General features: G+C 41.7%; 17 protein-coding genes. 10 read left to right on the top strand and 7 right to left on the bottom strand.

Going from position 1 to position 20,628, the window contains the following annotated elements; genetic code table 11:
* Window positions 1-4: 4 nt before the first annotated feature.
* The 5 genes from HPC41_RS06855 to nagA are packed head-to-tail and all read left to right on the top strand — an operon-like array spanning window position 5 to window position 6,715.
* Window positions 5-2,020: an alpha/beta hydrolase family protein gene (locus HPC41_RS06855; RefSeq protein WP_172393294.1), complete on the top strand. Its 2,016-nt coding sequence runs from the start codon at window positions 5-7 to the stop codon at window positions 2,018-2,020.
* Between the two features lie 5 nt (window positions 2,021-2,025).
* On the top strand, window positions 2,026-3,459 hold the full coding sequence (locus HPC41_RS06850; protein WP_172393293.1) for a Gfo/Idh/MocA family protein: 1,434 nt from the start codon (window positions 2,026-2,028) through the stop codon (window positions 3,457-3,459).
* Window positions 3,460-3,469: 10 nt separating this feature from the next.
* Window positions 3,470-4,201, top strand: a complete 732-nt coding sequence (locus HPC41_RS06845) for a glucosamine-6-phosphate deaminase (RefSeq protein ID WP_172393292.1) — start codon at window positions 3,470-3,472, stop codon at window positions 4,199-4,201.
* A 9-nt stretch (window positions 4,202-4,210) separates the two neighbouring features.
* Entirely contained in the window at window positions 4,211-5,524 is a 1,314-nt protein-coding gene (locus HPC41_RS06840; RefSeq protein WP_172393291.1) for a sugar MFS transporter, read from the top strand.
* A 3-nt stretch (window positions 5,525-5,527) separates the two neighbouring features.
* Window positions 5,528-6,715 carry an N-acetylglucosamine-6-phosphate deacetylase gene (nagA, locus tag HPC41_RS06835; protein ID WP_172393290.1) on the top strand — a complete coding sequence of 396 codons (1,188 nt, stop codon included), beginning with the start codon at window positions 5,528-5,530 and terminating at the stop codon, window positions 6,713-6,715.
* Here nagA and HPC41_RS06830 read toward each other — a convergent pair.
* Both HPC41_RS06830 and HPC41_RS06825 read right to left on the bottom strand, forming a co-directional pair.
* Window positions 6,712-7,731: a LacI family DNA-binding transcriptional regulator gene (locus tag HPC41_RS06830; protein WP_172393289.1), complete on the bottom strand. Its 1,020-nt coding sequence runs from the start codon at window positions 7,729-7,731 to the stop codon at window positions 6,712-6,714. The two genes, nagA and HPC41_RS06830, sit on opposite strands and share 4 nt — an antisense overlap.
* Before the next feature lie 181 nt (window positions 7,732-7,912).
* Window positions 7,913-8,422 (bottom strand): DinB family protein, encoded by a 510-nt coding sequence (locus tag HPC41_RS06825; protein WP_172393288.1) that lies wholly within the window; start codon window positions 8,420-8,422, stop codon window positions 7,913-7,915.
* Window positions 8,423-9,448: 1,026 nt separating this feature from the next.
* Between HPC41_RS06825 and HPC41_RS06820 the strand changes: the two genes are divergently transcribed.
* Window positions 9,449-10,318: a pirin family protein gene (locus tag HPC41_RS06820; RefSeq protein WP_172393287.1), complete on the top strand. Its 870-nt coding sequence runs from the start codon at window positions 9,449-9,451 to the stop codon at window positions 10,316-10,318.
* Window positions 10,319-10,496: 178 nt separating this feature from the next.
* Here HPC41_RS06820 and HPC41_RS06815 read toward each other — a convergent pair whose 3' ends face one another.
* Complete coding sequence (locus HPC41_RS06815) at window positions 10,497-11,804, bottom strand: sensor histidine kinase (protein ID WP_172393286.1); 1,308 nt, start codon at window positions 11,802-11,804, stop codon at window positions 10,497-10,499.
* Between the two features lie 467 nt (window positions 11,805-12,271).
* Window positions 12,272-13,651 carry a tRNA uridine-5-carboxymethylaminomethyl(34) synthesis GTPase MnmE gene (mnmE, locus tag HPC41_RS06810; RefSeq protein WP_172393285.1) on the bottom strand — a complete coding sequence of 460 codons (1,380 nt, stop codon included), beginning with the start codon at window positions 13,649-13,651 and terminating at the stop codon, window positions 12,272-12,274.
* A gap of 177 nt (window positions 13,652-13,828) precedes the next feature.
* Between mnmE and HPC41_RS06805 the strand changes: the two genes are divergently transcribed.
* On the top strand, window positions 13,829-14,314 hold the full coding sequence (locus HPC41_RS06805) for a hypothetical protein (RefSeq protein ID WP_172393284.1): 486 nt from the start codon (window positions 13,829-13,831) through the stop codon (window positions 14,312-14,314).
* A gap of 73 nt (window positions 14,315-14,387) precedes the next feature.
* On the opposite strand, the gene xpt is transcribed toward HPC41_RS06805, so the two are convergent.
* The 3 genes from xpt to HPC41_RS06790 form a co-directional block, all read right to left on the bottom strand.
* Window positions 14,388-14,963 carry a xanthine phosphoribosyltransferase gene (gene xpt / locus HPC41_RS06800; protein ID WP_172393283.1) on the bottom strand — a complete coding sequence of 192 codons (576 nt, stop codon included), beginning with the start codon at window positions 14,961-14,963 and terminating at the stop codon, window positions 14,388-14,390.
* Between the two features lie 52 nt (window positions 14,964-15,015).
* A complete protein-coding gene (locus HPC41_RS06795) occupies window positions 15,016-16,794 on the bottom strand; it encodes an AMP-dependent synthetase/ligase (RefSeq protein ID WP_172393282.1) in 1,779 nt (592 codons plus the stop codon).
* A 321-nt stretch (window positions 16,795-17,115) separates the two neighbouring features.
* On the bottom strand, window positions 17,116-18,312 hold the full coding sequence (locus tag HPC41_RS06790) for a proline dehydrogenase family protein (protein WP_172393281.1): 1,197 nt from the start codon (window positions 18,310-18,312) through the stop codon (window positions 17,116-17,118).
* Between the two features lie 95 nt (window positions 18,313-18,407).
* Here HPC41_RS06790 and HPC41_RS06785 point away from each other — a divergent pair, with 95 nt between their 5' ends.
* From HPC41_RS06785 to HPC41_RS06775, 3 genes are all read left to right on the top strand, one after another.
* Window positions 18,408-18,614, top strand: coding sequence for an RNA-binding S4 domain-containing protein (locus HPC41_RS06785; RefSeq protein ID WP_172393280.1), 207 nt, complete (start codon window positions 18,408-18,410; stop codon window positions 18,612-18,614).
* Window positions 18,615-18,664: 50 nt separating this feature from the next.
* Window positions 18,665-19,732 (top strand): 3-dehydroquinate synthase, encoded by a 1,068-nt coding sequence (gene aroB, locus HPC41_RS06780; protein WP_172393279.1) that lies wholly within the window; start codon window positions 18,665-18,667, stop codon window positions 19,730-19,732.
* A 138-nt stretch (window positions 19,733-19,870) separates the two neighbouring features.
* Window positions 19,871-20,584 carry a ThuA domain-containing protein gene (locus HPC41_RS06775; protein WP_172393278.1) on the top strand — a complete coding sequence of 238 codons (714 nt, stop codon included), beginning with the start codon at window positions 19,871-19,873 and terminating at the stop codon, window positions 20,582-20,584.
* Window positions 20,585-20,628 lie beyond the last annotated feature (44 nt).

The following is a 20,628-nucleotide window of genomic DNA, read 5'->3' as shown; positions in this document are numbered from 1 at the left end:
AATAATGATAAATTTAAAACGATATACAGTCTTACTGATGATGGCATTAGGACAGCAGGCCGCTGCACAAACAGCCTTACCGGAAATATTATCTATACCCAAGGAGATTGATCCGCTCAAGGTATTTATTGAAAACCGTGCGGATGAACTCTTATGTAAACTGCCAATGGATGGCACTACAGATGGTAAATCTTTATTGAGCCAGGTCCGTACCAATTTGCAGTTGGCTGAAGACGATGGCGGCGATTTGGATATGAAGATCGTCGCAACCCTAGATTGCGGTATTTATACCATCCATAACCTGATCTTTCAGAGTTTACCCGGTGTATATGTCCCCGCCAACCTTTATGTACCCAAAGGTAAAGGACCATTTCCGGCAATATTGAATAGCCATGGTCATTGGGCTCCGGGACGGCGAAGTGAAATCGTGCAGCGAACATCGCAACTATTAGCGAGCAATGGCTACGTATGTCTTAGCATAGATGCGATGGGTTCGGGCGAACGCGGACGCAGACACGAACATGAATACCACGGGGCTAACCTAGGGTCATTGTTGTTGGATCTTGGGACACCCCTTATGGGGATACAATTGCTGGAAAACAGACGAGCAATAGATTTATTGTGCAGCCTGGAATACGTTAATAAAGAGCAGATCGGCGCCACTGGCGCCAGTGGTGGTGGCAATCAGACCATGTGGCTAACAGCAATGGATGCGCGGATTAAAGCTGCTGTCCCTGTCGTAAGTGTTGGTACCTTTCGTTCGTATATCATGAATAGCAACTGTGTCTGTGAACTACATCCCCATGGCCTGCTGCATTTTGAAGAAGGACAGCTGCTCCAGGCAATGGCACCCAAGGCTGTAAAGATCATTACAGCCCTAAAGGACGGAAATGCAGCATTCAACGTGCACCAGATGCTGAAATCCTACCGTTTGGCCAAGCTGGCTTATCAACAGCAGGGAGTCGGGCAACGTTTAGCTTACGCTTTGTTTGACGAGCCGCATAGCTATACGCTTGAAATGAATGAAACTATGCTTTCTTGGTTTAACAAAAACTTTAAATACCGGCGGTCATTACCCATAGAACGGAATGCAGTGAATATACGCGATACAAATCAGTTGTCAGTATTGCATCATGGGATAGAAAAGACGAAAATAATGACAATACCGGCCTTTGTCAACCGCGAATTCAAGGTCGCTGAAAAGCAGCGTATGGAGATGGGTTCACAACGTATAGAGGCGTATCAGCAACAGCTTCGTCAGTTGCTCTCCAGTACGGAAGCCGATCAGCTTCTTTCAGAAAGAATGCTACCGGGGGAAGCAGGTTGGCAGCGGACTATTCTGGAAACTAAGCAAGGACAACTGATTCCTTTGCTCGTTAGGAAACCTACCGGTGACGGAGATGCTATCCGTATGCTCTTTCCTGCGCAAGGTAAACAAGCCCTCGATCGTGCTGAATTAGACAAGTTGCTCGCAACTGGCGGGGGGGTTGCCATCATCGACCTCTTTGGTCTGGGAGAACGCGCTTCGGCCAGTGCCGAATATATAGATGGGGCGCTACCTCGTTTTCATACCATCTCACGTTCAGCGCTGTGGATGGGGCAGACAATGATGGGAATATGGGCTAACGAAATCACACTCGTAAGCAGTTATCTGCAGCAGCAATATCCTAATCATAAGCTAATTGTGCAGGCCGATCGCGAGACTGCCTTGGCAGCGCTGATTAGTAGTAGCTTATCACCACAGAGCCGGACATTGGAGCTAAAGCATTTGCCGATCAGCTATTTGCCCGGCATGACCGAAAATTTGGAAAATTTTAACATGGCCATCCATATTCCGGGTATTTTAAAATGGGGCGATATTCCAATGTTGCTTGCAATCAGTAGGGAGGATGTCAATCTGGATCAGCTACTGCACTGGAGCGGGGATAGCTGCCAGGAAAGGGATAAAAGACGATTATTGGATAAGGTAAATGCCTATAAAATCAAATTTAAGACGGGAGGAACTCTCCAAATCAACTAATAAATATGGGAACGAATAGAAGATCATTCTTAAAATTATCCGGTCTAGCCGGAGTTGGGCTAGTGACGGGTTGCACTTTGCGGGAGAAGGGAAACACTAAGACCAAGCTCGATCATATCCGGTTGGAAGCATCCAAAAAATATACGGGCACGTTTAATATGTCGGGCTATGCGGCGCCCAAAATTGACACTGTGCGGATTGGTTTTATCGGTGTTGGGAACCGGGGCTCGGCGGCAGTAGAACGAATGAGTCAAATTGCTGGTGTCAGCATCAATGGTATATGCGATATCAGGCCAGAGAAAGCTCACGAAGCAAAAGCCCGGATCAAGACCCAAGGGCATGCGGCTACGATTTTTTCCAAAGATGGAACAGATTGGAAGAACATGTGTGAATCGGATCAATTCGATCTAATCTACATTGCTACACATTGGAAAATGCATACATATATGGCTATTTACGCGATGGAGCATGGTAAACATGTTGCGCTTGAAATCCCGGCTGCTACGACTGTGGAAGATTGCTGGAGATTGGTAAAAACCTCCGAAACGACAAAAAAGCATTGTGTGATGCTTGAAAACTGCTGCTATGACTATTTTGAGCTGTTGACGCTAAACTTGGCAAGACAGGGTTTTTTCGGCGATATCGTACACTGCGAGGGAGCATATATCCACGATATCATGGACAGTCTCTTTGATGAGAAAAAACGCTACGATTTTTGGCGGCTCAAGGAAAATGCTTCAAGAGACGGAAATCTATATCCCACCCATGGGCTCGGGCCAATCTGCCAAATACTCCGGATTAATCGGGGCAACAAAATGGATTATATGAGTTCGATGTCTTCAAAAGACTTTATGCTCAATGTCAAAGCAAAGGAAATGACAGTGGTAGACAAGCAGTTTGAAAGTTATATAGATAAACCTTTTCGCGGGAATATCAATGTGTCCAATATCATGACTTCAAACGGCAGCACGATGATGTTGCAGCACGATGTAAGTTCGCCACGCCCATATTCACGTATCCACTTGGTTAGCGGCACAAAGGCTTTTTCCCAAAAATATCCACTTCCAGGAAAGGTAGCCATAGGACATGCGGATTTTTTGGGGGAAACGGAAATGGCCGAACTGGAAAAAAAGTATGCGCCAGGCATTATCACAAAGATTGGTGAATTAGCCAAAGAAATTGGCGGCCATGGGGGGATGGATTTTATGATGGACTGGCGATTGATTGACTGCCTGAGAAACGGCCTTCCTGTCGATATGGATGTCTACGATGCCGCTAGCTGGAGTGTCATCGGGCCGCTGAGCGAATGGTCTGTAGCCAATCGTTCTCAGCCAATTGAAATACCGGACTTTACAAATGGTCATTGGAAAGATAATCTGGTGCACGATATTAATTTAATTAAAGGCGGAACAACTCAAGTATTGAAATCAACTAAATAATTCAAATCAAGTGAACGTAAAAATTTTAAAAACACGCGAAGAACTAGGCTTAGAGGCCGGAAAAGCCGGGATAGCGGCTATTAAAACTGCCATAGCGGCTAATGGAGAAGCCAATATTATTCTGGCGACAGGTCAAAGTCAGTTTGAAACTTTGGCAACGCTGGTTGCCGCAGCAGATATCGACTGGAGCAAGGTAAGGATGTTTCATCTGGATGAATACATCGGTATCTCTGTGGCGCATAAAGCAAGCTTTCGCAACTATCTGACAGAGCGCTTTGTCGATCTCGTAGGACCATTAAAGGAGGTTGTCCTCATCGATGGTGAAGGGGATCCACAGCTTGAATGCGATCGTTTAGGGAAGAAAATTGAGGCGCATCCGATTGATGTTGCTTTTGTCGGTATCGGAGAAAATGGACACCTGGCTTTTAATGATCCACCTGCGGACTTTGAAGCCAGTGCTGCCTATCTGCTGGTCAACCTTGATATGCAATGCCGGCAACAGCAATTGGGAGAGGGGTGGTTTGTGTCAATTGATGAAGTCCCAGCTCAAGCGATCAGTATGTCCATTAGGCAGATTATGTTATCGCGCAAAATTATTTGTGCGGTACCGGACAGAAGGAAGGCAGCTGCCGTGCGGAATTGCCTCTCGGGGGCTATCTCCAACTGGCATCCAGCGAGTATATTACAGCGTCACCAAGACTGTACCTGTTACCTAGACGAGGAATCGGCTTCTTTACTATAACCTACAGCAATGACATCACCAGCTTTAGATCGAAAGACAACATTGGTATCCATCGGAATCATCGGACTGATGTTCTTTATTTTTGGATTTGTTTCTTGGGTAAATGCGATACTGATTCCATATTTTAAGATCGCGTGCGAGCTAAGTAATTTTCAATCCTACCTTGTGGCGTTTGCATTTTACATCTCTTATCTGTTGATGTCAATGCCCGCGTCCTATATTTTAAAGAAGCTTGGCTATAAAAATGGAATTATGGTCGGTTTCTGGATCATGGCACTAGGCGCTTTCCTTTTTGTCCCAGCAGCCTATGGACGCACATACGTTATTTTTCTGGTAGGACTTTTTACGCTTGGTACGGGCCTCACTGTGCTGCAAACGGTAGCTAATCTATATATTACATTGATCGGTGAAAGAGAACGGGCAGCACAGCGTATCAGTATGATGGGAATTTGCAACAAGGGAGCTGGTATCCTGGCTCCCTTGATCTTTTCGTATGTCATTTTGCGTCCTCATGACAATGTCTTGTTCGCTCAACTGGAACGAATGGACGAGGTAACTCGTGCCATTGCCTTGGACGAGCTGATCTTGCGTGTCGTATGGCCATATACTGTTGTAGGTGGGGTGTTGTTTCTAATCGGTGTATTGGTCAAGTTTTCTATTTTACCCGAATTGGATCAAAGGGAAGCTCCTATGAGAAGGGGGATGACGAAAAACAGAAAAGGGATCTTTCAGTTTCCTCATTTAGTACTGGGAGCTTTGGCGATTTTTCTGCACGTGGGAACGCAGGTCATCGCCATTGATACCATTATAAATTACGCTGGCTCCATGGGGTTATCACTACTGGAAGCAAAGGCTTTACCATCCTATACATTAACCGCTACGATCTGTGGTTACCTCTGTGGTATTGTGCTGATCCCGAAGTTCTGTAGTCAACAACTGGCGCTTAAAATTTGTACCATCCTTGGCTTAACTTTGGCTATATTCGTCTGTACATGGCAGGGATCCGTATACTTTTTGAACAAGAACCTGGATATTTCGGTTTGGTTTATCGTCCTGATCGGGTTGCCCAATGCGCTGATATGGGCTGGGATATGGCCATTGGCGTTAGATGGGTTAGGGAGCTATGCAAAGCAAGGCTCGGCCCTGCTAATTATGGGGCTCAGCGGCAACGCTGTATTGCCTTTGCTGTATGGGCTATGGGCAGACACCTTCGATGTGAGGTCTGCTTATTGGATATTGGTGCCCTGTTTTCTCTATTTGGTTTTCTATGCGTTCAAGGGGCATCAGCTTCGTACCTGGAATATTTTTGACAACAAGATTTGAGCTATGCTAACGATTACAAATGCTAAAATTATCACATCTGACCGTATCATCGAAAATGGAACGGTATGGATCGCAGATGGTAAAATTGTGGATATTGCCGAGCGGCTAGTGTCTGAAGACGATATAACTGGCGATTGGCTGGATGCCAAGGGGCTTTTTTTGTCGCCCGGATTTATAGATATCCATGTACATGGCGGGGGTGGTGCGGACTTTATGGACAATACAATAGACGCATTTTTGCGGGTTGCACAGACACATGTGCGTTACGGTACTACGGCCATGCTACCGACAACATTGACCAGTGAGCCGGAAGAATTAATGGCTTTGTTTGATACCTATGCACAGGTGTTACGCCATAATGAGCGGGGATCGCGCTTCCTGGGGTTACACTTGGAGGGGCCTTATTTCGCGATGAATCAACGGGGGGCGCAGGATCCACGCTTTATCCGAAATCCCTCTCCTGAAGAGTATATACCTATTCTCGAACGGTATGGTCACCTCATTGCACGCTGGAGCGCAGCACCTGAACTCCCGGGAGCGCTCGACTTTGGACTTAAAGTTCGTGATCACGGAATCTTGCTGGCCTTGGCACATACCGATGCCATCTATGAGGAAATCTTGCCAGCAGTCGAACATGGCTATCGGCTGGCAACCCATCTCTATTCCGGAATGTCTGGAATGACGCGACGAAATGCTTATCGTTATGCTGGAACAATAGAAAGCTCCTTGTTGCTGGACGCTATTGATGTGGAGATCATCGCGGATGGCGTGCATCTACCAGAACCCTTTTTAAAATTGATTCATAAAATCAAGGGTAAGGACAAAATTATCCTGATTACAGATGCTATGCGGGCTGCCGGAATGCCCGAAGGGAAGAGCATACTTGGTAGCCTTAAAAGTGGTGTTGAAGTCATTGTTGAAGATGGTGTAGCTAAGCTTCCGGATTATTCTTCCTTCGCAGGAAGTGTGGCTACTGCTGACCGCTTGATCCGCACGATGATCGACCTGGCAGGCACTGACCTCATAACAGCTGTACAGATGATGACACTCAACCCAGCAAAATTACTTGGATGTGCCGATCGCATAGGGTCAATTGCGATTGGCAAAGATGCTGATATTGTCTTATTTGACGACAATATCAACGTACACTTTACTTTTATATCGGGTGAATTGTGCTATCAAAGTAATTAGGAGGTTTTGTTGACCACAGAATCACGAACCACGAGCATGCCGGGGAGAATAATATCCTGAATCTCGAAATCTTTATTTTTGATATGACGGATAAGCAAGGCGCAGCTTCGTTTTCCGATATCAAAGGCGGGTTCTTCTATCGTAGTGAGGTTAGGTTCGACCACGGTAGAGATCGGATCGTTGGTAAAACCGATGACACCCATATCAACACCTACTCGTAAACCATGCTTTTTGATGGTTAAGATTGCACCGACAGCCTTGCGGTCATTGACGGCAAAGATGGCATCAGGACGGTGGGGAAGAGCCAGCAATTTGTTTGTATCCTCGCTGCCATGTGCCTGTGAAAAGCCAGAATGTACAATTAGGCTATTATCTATAGGTAAATTGAAATGTTTAAGAGCTTCAAGATAGCCATTGAGCCGCTGTTGCGTAAAATTGAGGTCTTTCGGGCCGGCAATGTGGGCAATACGCTTAGCGCCGCTTTTAAGTAGAAATTGAGTCGCCTGAAAAGCACCGGCAAAATCATCTTGCACAACCTTTGATGCGGCGATATCATTGGGAACGCGGTCGAAAAATACGATGGGTAGCCCTTTGGTCATCAGACGTTCAAAATGTTGGTGGGTGTATGAATCTGAGGATATGGAGATCAGCAGCCCGTCAAGACTGCTGGTTGAGAGGTTTTCAAGTAAGTTCTGCTCCCGGGCTATACTATCATTGGTAACATAAAGGATAATATTGTAATCCTGTTCATAAGCTTCCTCCTGAATGCCCGAAATTACCATTGAGAAGTAATAATTTGTAATAAACGGAATCACAACACCGATATTTTTAGTCGAGCCTGAAGCTAGCGCGGAAGCATTTTTATTAGGTTTAAAGTTAAGTTCTTTGGCCAGCTTAAGTACTTTCTGGCGTGTTATTGGGTTGACATCATGGGTGTCGCGAAATGCGCGTGAAACGGTGGAAACAGAAATACCGAGTATTTCTGCAATATCCTTGATGCCAATAGGATTCTTCATAGATATAGGGTTGGTTTCAAAAAATTATTCGATCCACAATTTACTAAAAACAATTTAATAAATGATGATGAAATCATCCTGCCATAATTATCTACTAGTGCTGGCCAACTATTGTAGCAAAGCTATCCATATCCTGTCTTAAAACGACTTCGAATTTACTGAGATAAGGGTAAGTATAAGTTTATTTATTTGTATTTAAGTTTTTAATTTTCAGAAATTTAATCGTTATTCCCATCTGTCCCAGATGGTAGAAGTCGTGATGGATTAGACCTGTTAACATGTATTTATGGTCGTGCGGCAAAGTAGGGTCAGCATGGGGATAAGCGGTATGAAGGAAAGTATCGTCTTTTCCTTCTAGAAAAGTGATGATGTTTTGCTGTGTTGCTTGAAAATCACTCAGTAGCATCTCCCAGCCACGTATTTTCAACTCTTCATTGGTGCGCCAGTTTGCCGCATCACTCATCTCGAGCCCACGAGGATTGCCTTTTAAGCGGCTTAAAACTTCACTACGCCATTCGATCAAATGGGATACCAATTCGGCGATACTATGCATTTGGGGGATAGGTCGTTCAAAAGCTGTCGTTGCGTTAACTTGAGTTAGTTTCTTTTCGAAATTTTCGTCAATCCAAAGGTCCGCTGTATGGACATCCTTTAATTGTTGAATAATATCTTTTATTAAAATGTTTTCCATGATCATAATCTAGTCGTTCTTTTTTATAAAAGAACAGTCAGAGCGTAGAGATTGTTTAGGCTGGCTCCGCGTTTCTTTCATTATAAGAGCTCAGACTTTGGAAGAGGATCGATATGGTAAATACCAGCAAATTTGTGTCTGAATGGAAACGATAATAAAATATTATTTGAGAATGAATGTGATTGGTGGGTATTGTTTTTGGTGAACCAAAATTCTTGAAATTCTGGGGAAGATAAATAATAGATGAAGTTGATTTTATTTAATGTTACTTTTTGTTGTTAAGCGGATTATGTTGATTATGTAAATTAAAAATGTAGTAATTTGGATGATCCCCTATAACCATTGGTTATAACGAGCTTTTGGAGGGGAAAATGATTAGTATACTAGTTGGTCCGTCGTTTTGAAAAGTAATTCGGCTAAATACAAACGTAGGTTCTATTAAATGTACCGCCGCTGAAAAGGCTATCCCGCATACAGCGGGATTATTAATTTGACCTTTATCAGTGCTCTTCCACAAGGAAATTTTGCATGGGATGTCTATAGTATCCGGAGAAGAAGGATAATCCTTACCAAGCATCCTTCGCATTGTTTTGTTGTTGACCTGGACGCCGCTGGACACGATTGCTTTACGCAATTGAGGGAATCACCTTTCACGCAATTTTGTCGACTACTGTTCGTCTATGCCGTGAGGAAGGAGATCGGGGGATCGGAGAAGAGGTTTTATGAAATATTTTTTTTTATAAATATTTCATATTGAGTTTTCTGTGATTATTAACTGAATTGATTATTAATGCCTAGATATCCGTCGTAAGCAATTGAGAGTTGTTATTTTCGTGATCCCGTGACTTTATGCCTAACCTTATTTACACAGCGCATAAAATAGTAGATTATTAAACTACATTAAGTTCTTCACTTAAGCTAGTTTATTGGATTGTACCTCAGTGATAGCTTAAATTTGACTATACAAAAGCAAGCAAGCAAGCAGCATTTATTGCTGTAAGAATTCATAAAATAGGAGTACTAGACATGAAAAAATCAATTGAAAAAATCTTCCCTCGCCCCGCGCAACCAGGTATGGTAGGGGACGGATTCCGTGTGTATAATATGGTTCCCGGAAACGGGATTACCAAAAGGAGGATGAGTCCTTTCCTTTTGTTGGATTTCAACGCGGAATTTGATTTCGGTCCATCAGACCATATTCGTGGGGTCGATGTTCATCCGCATAAAGGTTTTGAGACCGTGACAATCGCTTATAAAGGTAGCGTTGCGCATCACGATAGTTCGGGTAATAGTGGTATAATCAATCCTGGGGATGTCCAATGGATGACAGCCGGAGCGGGGATATTGCACAAAGAATACCATGAAGAGAATTTCTCTAAGGCGGGTGGACCATTCGAAATGGTACAGCTTTGGGTAAACCTACCGGCGAAGGACAAGTCTACAACGGCACATTATCAAGGCATCACCGCAGATCAGATGGGTAAAGTGCAGCTACCGGAAGAGGCTGGAGTTGTTAATGTTATTGCAGGTGCATTTCAAGATACAAAAGGCCCCGCCAAAACATATACACCGGTAAATCTCTTTGACATTAAATTGAGAAAGGGAGGACAGACAGCGTTTCATATTCCTGCGCAACACAACTCCGCTATCTTGGTCATCAATGGTGAGATAGAGGTAAATGGAGAGTCAGCCAAAGAACATAGTTTTGTGCTATTTGAAAATGTTGGCGAAGAAATAATGGTCAAAGCTAACGAACAAGCGGTCTTATTGTTTATGAGTGGCGAACCGATCGATGAGCCAATTGTGAGTTATGGTCCTTTTGTCATGAATACACAAGAGGAAATCTACCAAGCTTTTGAAGACTTTCAAGCTGGAAAATTTGGTACACTTGAATAAACTCTTTCTATTTCCGAGCGGTTCGCTTAGACGGAGGAATTTTCACTTCTATCAATTTAAGTGCGTTGGATAATGTACTGAAGGAAAAAATGATTATGGATTTTTTCCTTCAGTTTTTATCGGAACATATTAATAAGGGAGCGGGACCAACTTTTGATAATGGACGATGCTTTCATTTTTAGAGGCGCTTTACAGCTGGATAAGTGGGTAGGCTGACTGTAAAAATAGAACCTTTTTGCGGAATGCTCTGAATATGTACAAGGCCTTTATTGCGTTCAATGAGATCTTTGCACAAGACGAGCCCTAGGCCCGATCCGGGTTCGTCTTCTGTACCGAACGACTTGTGTTGGATGACATTAAAAAGTAGTGCTGATTTGGATGGGGTAATTCCAATACCCTCATCCTGTATATGAATATGGGTATAGGTGTCTTCCTTGCTGCAAAAGATACTTATTTTGCCTGCCACATAACTGAATTTGATAGCATTACTAATAAGGTTACGAAGAATAATGGCTGCATGATCCTTATTTGCAAGGATATGAGTTGCCTCAGGTATATCAATCTTAACCTTGAGCTCTTTTGTTTGTATCTGATCGGCAAACAAGGTTATGATATCGTGAATCAATGGTTTGACAACGACCAATGCTGCTGGGCTAGTAATGCCACGCATACTGCTACTACCCCATTGGAGAAAATCGTCCAGCGCTTGGTTTTGCTGTACGATCTGTTGATAAAGCTGCTGGATATATTCTTTGGATATATTGTTGTTGAGTATTTGATCACGGAGCATCAGTACCAATGCTTCGAGGCTGGCCAATGGACTTTTGATGTCATGGGCAACAATGGAGAATATTTTTTCCTTATCGCGGTTCATCGATTCTAACTTATGTCGCTGTTCTTCGATTTTCTCCGTATTGTTATAAATAATCTGTATGAAGAAGTTTACTGCGATAACGATAAAGGCAAGTGCATTGCTAATATTAAAGATTTGCCTCCATTTGGGCACATGTTGGGCAACAGGAACAATTGTGGGGAAGAGATAGAGTAATGAGATGGAAACAATAGTCGCCAGACAGAAAATAATATGGATGCGACGGTTATCATAAAGCAACATCGAAGCTATTAGGGTACACAACAGAAAATATTCGCCCCCGTTTTTAAATAATATAGCGCCCAGAAAGAAGAAAATAAAATTACTGATCAATAGCATTGCCTTAGCAAAATTATGTTTAGAATCGTATTGTAATAGGAGTACAGAGATTGAGCAAATGGTATTGGATAGGTTTATTGTTGAAAGCAGGTAGCGATGGTCAATGATATTAATGGCGAAAAAGCAAAGTGTAGGCAATAAACATAATAAGGCAATCAGGTTGACCATCTGTATCCTTTTGAGGTCAACATAGGGCATATCCGGACGTGTACCGATATTTGTAAGTATATTCCAATATCTTCGGATATAGTTCATAATTTTATTTAATCTGCTCATGAAAATGAATCCGCTAAATTAACATAAATAAGGGCTTGTAGTGTAATGTTTAGCGAAAAAAATGTTCGCAATACTTTAATTAATGGAAAGCTGGAGTTGCTCTGGTTTTTTGGTAATTGAGCGTCTGATTTAAGGCCTCGGACGGAGAGGGCACCGTCAGAAACTAGACGTAGTGCAGGCTGGTATCAGGTAGAAAACGGGTTGATCCCTGAAGATAAAGGTAGTTTTTGATCCAAGACCGCTGTTAAAAAACAAATAGATCTATTTACGCTATCTCATATCAACTCCGATATTTTTTTGAACTTAAGAGTCATCCTTCGCGAATTGGAATATCTTACAATTCGCGAAGGATGAATTAAGATTTGCTTGATCTTCATCGGAATTAACTTAACATCTTTGAAAAGTGATTATTCGATTTCTTAAAAATCGACAACAAGGTTTGTTGGATTTTTTCATTGAAAAGTAACTTACTTCCCGATACAGAACTTGGAAAAGATATTATCCAGTAAATCGTCTGTCGACACAGTTCCCGTGATCTCGCCAAGGTGATATAGTGCCTGACGGATATCCATCGCCAAGAAATCCGAAGTGACTGGATTATCAATGCCGAATAATACACGCTCAAGTGAGTCAGATGTTTTCTGCAATGCTTCGACATGTCGAATATTGGTGACCATCACATCGTCAGTATTCAAATTTCCCAGCTGCACGCTATTGATAAGTTCTTCTTTCAATTCTTCAACACCGATTTGCTCTTTAGCCGAAATATAAAGGGGATTCAGTGAAGCGTATTCATCTTTTTGCTGGTCGGATAATAGATCAGCCTTATTGATGATGGTCAAAAATGGAATTTGAAGGTTTTGAACTTCCTGCAACTGAGATTGCACTTCGTCTACTTTGTCCTGTAGCGGATCAAAAAGATAAATAATCAGTCTCGCCTGCTTCATTTTTGCACGGGTACGCTCAACTCCCTTTGCTTCAATAATATCTGCGGTCTCACGAATACCTGCGGTATCTATAAATCGAAAGGTCACCCCATGGATGTTAATTTCATCTTCAATGGTATCACGAGTAGTTCCTGCAATGTCCGACACGATAGCGCGCTCTTCGTTTAGGAAAGCATTGAGTAGGGTTGATTTGCCTACATTTGGTTTCCCGGCAATGACTACGGGAACGCCATTTTTTAACACATTTCCCTGTTCAAAGGATATAATCAATTTTTGTACAATGACCTTTATTTTATTGATTAAATTCTTTAGCTGCTCTCTATTTGCAAATTCCACATCTTCCTCTGAAAAATCCAATTCGAGCTCGATGAGGGAGGCGAAATGAATCAAGTCTTCGCGAAGGGATTTAAGCTGATTGGAAAATCCACCCCGCATTTGTTGCATGGCTATTTGATGTGATGCTGCGGAATTAGAGGCAATCAAATCGGCAACAGCTTCGGCTTGTGAAAGATCCATTCCGCCATTTAGGAACGCACGAAGCGTAAATTCGCCAGCGCGGGCTGCTCGGGCTCCTTGTTTGATGAGCAAATGAATAACACGCTCAATAATATATTTGGAATTATGCGTAGATATTTCCACCGAATTTTCTTTGGTGTAGGAATTGGGTGCGACAAATAAGGATACCAGTACCTCATCAATAATCTCTTCACCATCACGGATGGTTCCGAAATGAATCGTGTGGGAGGCTTGCTGACATAGGTCTTTACCCTTGAAAATGGCATTGGTAATTTTAATTGCTTGTTGACCCGAAACGCGAATTACAGCAATCGCACCATTAGCTCCGGAGGGTGTCGCCAATGCGACAATCGTATCTTCAGTAATATAACCTGTATTGGACATGTTGCAAAGATACGTTAAATTGACTGGAATGGGAACGGATTCATATCCGGACAAATTAATTTTATGGGGATGAATTAAACCTTTGTTCAAACACAGATGTCATACCAATAGAAACGCTTATAAAAAAGTGAAAAATAGGCGACAGGGTACTTGATTTACAAATTTAATTGTGTTGTTATGAAAAAGATATTATACTTCGCATTGGCAATAGGAGGACTTGCTTTAATAACTCCGAAAGAATCGTCAGCTCAACATCGCGGAAATGATAGAGAATGGAAGCATGATAAAGAGTATAGAAAATACGAGGAAAAAAGGGATAAAGAAGAACGCAAATATTGGGAAAAAAGAGAAAAGGAAGAGCGGAAGCACTACAATAAGGTAGCCAAGCGTTACCGCAAGGAATACCGACATGGTCCTCCAGCATGGGCGAGAGCACATCGATATGATAATAGGCACCACGTTTACTTTAGGGATTATAAAACATTTTATGACCCTTATAGGAATGGATATGTTTATATGAGAAACGGACGATGGAGTTTTTCCGCAAGTGTACCTTCTTTTATGTTGAATGTTAATCTAGGTTCAGCTAATATTCGGGTTGTAAAGGATGTACCTATCAGCAGACACCCCGAAGATTTTTATGATGACTATCGTTGGGATTAAAAGTATAATTTATCTTGTTGTTTGAACTTAAAAGCCTCATTTCCGTAAGGGATGAGGCTTTTTTATTGTGTTGTTAATCTTCTTCGAAGCCGACTGTGTCCACTTCCAAAAATTTTATTCGTGCTAAAGATGCTATCCGGATATCGGATAATTCCCGCAACCTTTTGCCGCCTTCCTGAAACGATTTTTCAATAATGAACCCCATTCCTAATAGCGATGCACCTGACTGTTGGATGAGATCCATAATACCAAATGCCGCATTTCCATTGGCGAGGAAATCGTCAATAAAGAGTACCTTATCCTCGGGAACGAGAAATTCCTTACTTACGCATATATCGTAAGTTCGATTTTTGGTAAAAGAATGTACTTCACTAACGTACATGTCACCCATAGTCTTGGGCTTAGCTTTTTTAACAAAGACAACGGGGAGTTCTAACAGGTACCCCAACATAATGGCCGGTGCGATGCCACTTGCTTCAATCGTTATGATCTTGTTGATAGGTAGATCTGCAAAACGACGGACAAATTCCACCGCAATAGACTTCATCAACACGGGATCCATTTGGTGGTTGATAAAATTATCTACTTTGAGTATGCCGCCAGCGAGGCTTTTGCCGTCATGAAGGATTCTATCCTTTAATAATTTCATATGATACTTTTTACAAATTATCGCGAAGATACATTAATCGCAGAGAACGTAATCAATCGGTCTCCATCTGATATAGATTATTGAATTCTTCCTGATGATGTTCGAGAATGACTTTACGCTTCATTTTTAAAGTAGGCGTCAGTTCGCCATTTTCAATAGTGAATTCATCCCTTAGAATAATGGGTTTTTTGATTTGTTCCCAGTTGCCAAAATGTTGATTGGCGTGACGCACTTCTTGATTCACCTTTTTGATAATAACAGGATTCGTCAAAAAATCCTCTTTAGTCATATCGGCGAGTTCAGGTGCGTCATTTTTGGCCCAATCCAATAGGTGAGCGTAATTGGGGACAATAAATGCAGAGGCGAATTTCATGCCATCACCGATAACCATGGCCTGTTCAATAAACTTGGATTCGACAAGTTTGGTTTCAATAGGTTGTGGAATCACATACTTGCCACCGGAGATTTTGAACATTTCTTTTTTGCGGTCTATAATTTTCAGGAATTTCTCGTCTTCCCATTTGCCGATATCGCCGGTGTGCAACCATCCATCAATAATGGTTTTGTCAGTCTCAGCTTTATTTTTGTAATACCCCATCATCACATTGGGCCCTTTGACCAATATCTCACCATCCTCAGCGAGTCTGATTTCTACGAAGCGCACTGGAAGTCCGACGGTACCAATGCGTACGCCCTTGATATAATGGTTGACGGAGATGAGTGGTGATGCTTCGGTCATGCCGTACCCTTCATACAATGGAATTCCAGCAGCCAAGAATGCTCTCGTCAACCGATTATGCAACGAGGCTGAGCCTGAAGCAACGGTCAACAGTTCACCTCCCAAGGCTTCGTACCATTTATTGAGTACAAGTTGTTTGGCCAACTTAAGTTTCATATTATAAGCGAAACTTCTTTTTATGGGATTGGGATCATATTCTTCAGCTATAGTGACTGCCCAATCAAATACCTTTCTTTTGAATCCGGTGAGCTCATGGCCTGTCTTCATGATCTTTTCATATACCTTCTCAAGAATACGGGGTACTACTGTCATGATATGTGGCTTTATCTCCTTTAAATTGTCGCCAATTTTATCAAAAGACTCTGCGATATGTATGGTAAAACCTAAATACATGTAGGTATACAGGACCATTCGTTCATAGGCATGACAGGGGGGAAGAAAAGTCAGTCCGCGGTCATAGGCCTTACATGGAGTGATTTCTGCAGCTCCCAGTACATTTGAAAAAATATTATTATGGGAGAGCATAACGCCTTTTGGCTTGCCCGTGGTGCCAGACGTATAAATCAATGTAGCCAAATCTTCCGGTTTTATCTGCTCACGTAATTGAGACAACTTCTCATCAGCGCAATGAGATCCAAGGTCGTTGAGTTCATCCCAGCTTCGGACAGATTCCTGTTCCGAAATGCAGAAAATATATTTTAATGTATAAATAGACCCTGTCAAGTTCATCAAGCGGTCATATAAGCTCTTATTACTAACGATGCAGACCCTGATTTCGGCATCATTAAAGATATATTGATAATCTGTATCAGTAATATTGGGATAAATGGCCACAACCACGGCGCCAATCTGTTGAATCGCAAAATCTATCATGTGCCATTCAATGCTGCTGCCAGCGATCAGACCAACCTTTTCGCTTGGTTTCACACCAAGCTCAATCAGCCCTTTGGAAAGATTGTCTACTTTTTCAAGAAAATCAGCTGTTTTGATGTAGTTCCACCTACCATCCAACTTATGGGCAAACATGTCGAGATCGGGATATTTGCTGATCTGGTGACGGGCAAGATCAAATAATCTAAGTTTTTCCTCCATTTCAAATATATATACATTTTGTCCGATGCGGACACCTTTTTCCTATGAACTTTATTTTAAGGGAAAAGTTTGCAAACATAAATAATTGTTTCAATAATTCGGAATCAATTTGTAACTAGTGCATGCTATTGCAGTCTTTACGTACCGGTTAGGGGATGCCTTGGAAATAGATGCAATAGGTCTGGCACTGGCAACATGGGAATTTAGCCTACTTGATAGTCACCATCTAATTTAAGTAAACTATGCAGAAAGATTGTTCTCAGCAATAAAGAATAAACCGTATAAGGATGTAAGGGTGATTGCTAAAAGAAAAGCTAGTCGTTATCGACGACTAGCTTTTCTTCTTTGTTTTTCTTTGATCAAAAGCCCAAGCTCTCGGCTTGTAGCTCCAGCAACGGAAGTATTTTCCTGTGCTCTTCTGAATAGGTAGGGCATAACCGCTTTAACCGGCCCATAAGGCATATATTTTGCGACATTATAACCATGGGCAGCTAGATTAAAGCTCAAATTATCCGACATTCCCAATAATTGAGCAAAATAGATACGCTCTGAAGATCTGTCTATCCCACGTCTGTCAATTTCCTTGGTCAATAACATGCTACTGTCTTCATTATGTGTACCTGCCATTAATCCAAAACTGTCCAGATGGTCTAGTATAAACTCAATCGCTTCATTATAGTCTCTATCCGAAGCAGCTTTATTTGGTTGAATAGGATCAGCATATCCCATTTGAGCAGCACGGGCACGTTCGATTTCCATATAGGCTCCTCGTACTATTTTCGCTCCCATGTGAAAACCTCTGATTTTGGCATATTCAAAATCAGCTTTTAAAGAAGCCAATTTATCGCTACGATACAGTTGGTAGGTGTTATAGACAATTGGTTTTTCCATATTGTACTTTTCCATCATCTCGCGGGCGATATCATCAATGGCATCCTGAATCCATGAATGTTCGGCATCAACTAACACTTTTACGCCAGCTTCGTGACAGGCTTTACAGATACGATCAGTACGATCCAACATGCGTTGGTATTCAGCCTGTTCCGACTCGGTTAAATTTTCTTTGGCATTCACTTTCTCGAATAGTTCGAAACGGCCTAAGCCCGTTGGCTTAAAAACCGAAAATGGAATATATTTGTTTTTGCTGGCAGCAACAACCGTCCGCAAAACTTCATTGCAGCAGGCATCAAATGCACTTTCAGTCTCTTCACCTTCCACCGAATAGTCCAAGATCGTACCAACACCATTTTCACCCAATTCATTGATTGCTGTTTCACAGCCTTCAATAGTCTCGCCACCACAAAAATGCTTGAAGATTGTACTTCGGATTATACCCTGGATCGGCAATCCAATATTCAGCGCGAAATTGGTCATGGACGGACCTACCTTCGTCAAAAAGTTATTCGCTATTATTTTGAATAACCAATACGCTCTTTCTAAATCCTTATCGCTTTTACTTTTAAAAGCAATCTCTGTATTGTCAAAGGACAACGTTCTGGGCTCAGAATTCTCAATCATAATCTTTATTTGCAATAAGGCAAATGTAGTAATTTAGTAGGCATTAAAACGATGATTATTCTTGTATTCCTCGGTTAAACCACTATTTTTGTGAAATGCAAGAATTTAAAATCGAAGGGGAATATATACAACTTATTCAGTTACTCAAAGCTTTAAATTGGGTAGAGCATGGTGCTATGGCTCAGTGGGTTGTAGCCGAAGGCTATGTAAAGTATAACGGACAGGTTGATTATCGGAAAAGACTGAAATTGAGACCTGGAGATGTTGTTGAGTTTGATGAGATGGAAGTAAAATTGGTGTAATATTAAACAATATTTGTAAATAGAAAACTTAAACCTTAAAGAATCATATAATGGAAGTCATAGAAAGTTTGGGCTATCAAGTATATTTTGATGATACGTTGGCCTCACTGGAGACGTTTTTATCGGAACGGAATTATTCAAAAATCATCGTTTTGGTTGACACCAATACCTTAGACAATTGTTTGCCATTGTTTCAACAGGCTTTACCTAATTTGTCTAACTATGACGTGATAGAGGTTGACCCAGGTGAGGAGAATAAAAATATAGATTTCTGTATCGGTGTTTGGCAGAATATGCTAGATTTTGGGGCTGACCGACACTCGTTACTGATTAACCTTGGCGGAGGTGTCGTCACCGACATGGGCGGTTTTGCAGCATCTACTTTTAAGCGCGGGATGGATTTTATTCAGATTCCTACTACTTTACTGTCGCAAGTAGACGCTTCTGTAGGCGGTAAGACTGGAATTGATATGGGCAATGTGAAGAATATAATAGGAACATTTGCGCAACCACAAGCTGTCTTTATTTCAAGCCAGTTTTTAAAAACATTGGATCGTCGACAATTGGTTTCGGGATTTGCTGAGGTCATTAAACACGGACTGATCTTCGATCGAGAATATTATGACAGCGTAAAATCGATGGATATTACCCAGGTAGATAATGCTCTGGTTAAGCATTCTGTTTCGATTAAAAATAGAGTGATCGTAGAAGATCCAAAAGAAAAAGGCCTTCGTAAAATTCTAAATTTCGGACATACCATCGGTCATGCCATTGAAGGATATTCGTTGTTGAATGATCGTAATCCTTTGCTGCACGGAGAGGCTATAGCTGTAGGAATGATCTGTGAAGGTTATCTTTCTCATAAATTGAACGGACTCTCTTTGGATGAACTAAACAATCTGATCGCCACCTTCAGAAAATACTTTAATGATTATATATTTAACTCAGCAATTGATACAGCCTTATTGGATCTCATGCGGAATGATAAGAAAAATCTCTCTAATCAGATCGGTTTTGCACTACTGGATAAAATAGGTAGCTGTCAGTACGATATTTTCGTTTCAGAGGATGATATCATCGAAAGTCTTGATTTTTACCGCGAACTAATAGCGCGATAGCATTTTGGAACAAGCGATGTACGGGGAGAGTATATCGCTTGTTTCTGTTATTACTTATGTTTTAAATGCATCAGAAGATCAGCTTAAACTTGTGATAACTAAAACCTAAATTAAATTGTAACAATAACCATTTATATCATGAATAAAATCTTCATTTTTCTGTTTGTCTTTTTTGCAGCGACAATGACTATCTCTGCCCAAAAAAAAGTACTGATTTTTAGTAAAACTCAAGGGTTTAGACACAGTAGTATCGAAAAAGGTGCTCAGGTGCTTAAACGATTGTTGGATAATGAAAAGATTAGCTCGGATCATTCCGAAGATGCGGCCCTTTTTACAGACCAGGTGTTGAAAAAGTATGATGCCATCATTTTTTTGAGCACAACGGGTAATATTTTGGATGAAACACAGCAGGATGCTTTTGTTCGTTATATTCAATCGGGCAAGGGCTTTGTGGGAATTCATGCGGCTACGGATACTGAGTTTGAATGGCCTTGGTATAATGGCCTGGTAGGGGCTTATTTTAGTTCACATCCTGCCGTACAGAAAGCCAAGTTAGATGTGATCGATCGAAAGCACGCCGCTACCAAACATCTTGATCCGATATGGTGGCATAAGGACGAGTGGTACAATTTTAAAGATGTCAAAGAAGGGCTACATGTGTTGATGAATCTGGATGAAAAGAGTTATAATGGAGGGAAAATGGGCGATCATCATCCGATTTCATGGAGCCAAAACTATGATGGAGGTAAAGTCTTTTATACTGGATTAGGGCATACAGAAGAGTCCTATGATGAACCCGAGTTCCAAAAGCATTTGATTGGTGGTATTTTATCTGTTCTTCCGAAAAAATAGAAATATTAACGCTCATTCTTAGCGTTTTGTATGCAGTGCTTTAT

This window comes from Sphingobacterium prati, from assembly GCF_013167215.1.
In the GTDB taxonomy this organism is placed as follows: Bacteria; Bacteroidota; Bacteroidia; order Sphingobacteriales; family Sphingobacteriaceae; genus Sphingobacterium; species Sphingobacterium prati.
Note: the sequence above shows the minus strand (reverse complement) of the source record. Positions and strands in the feature narration are given on the sequence as shown.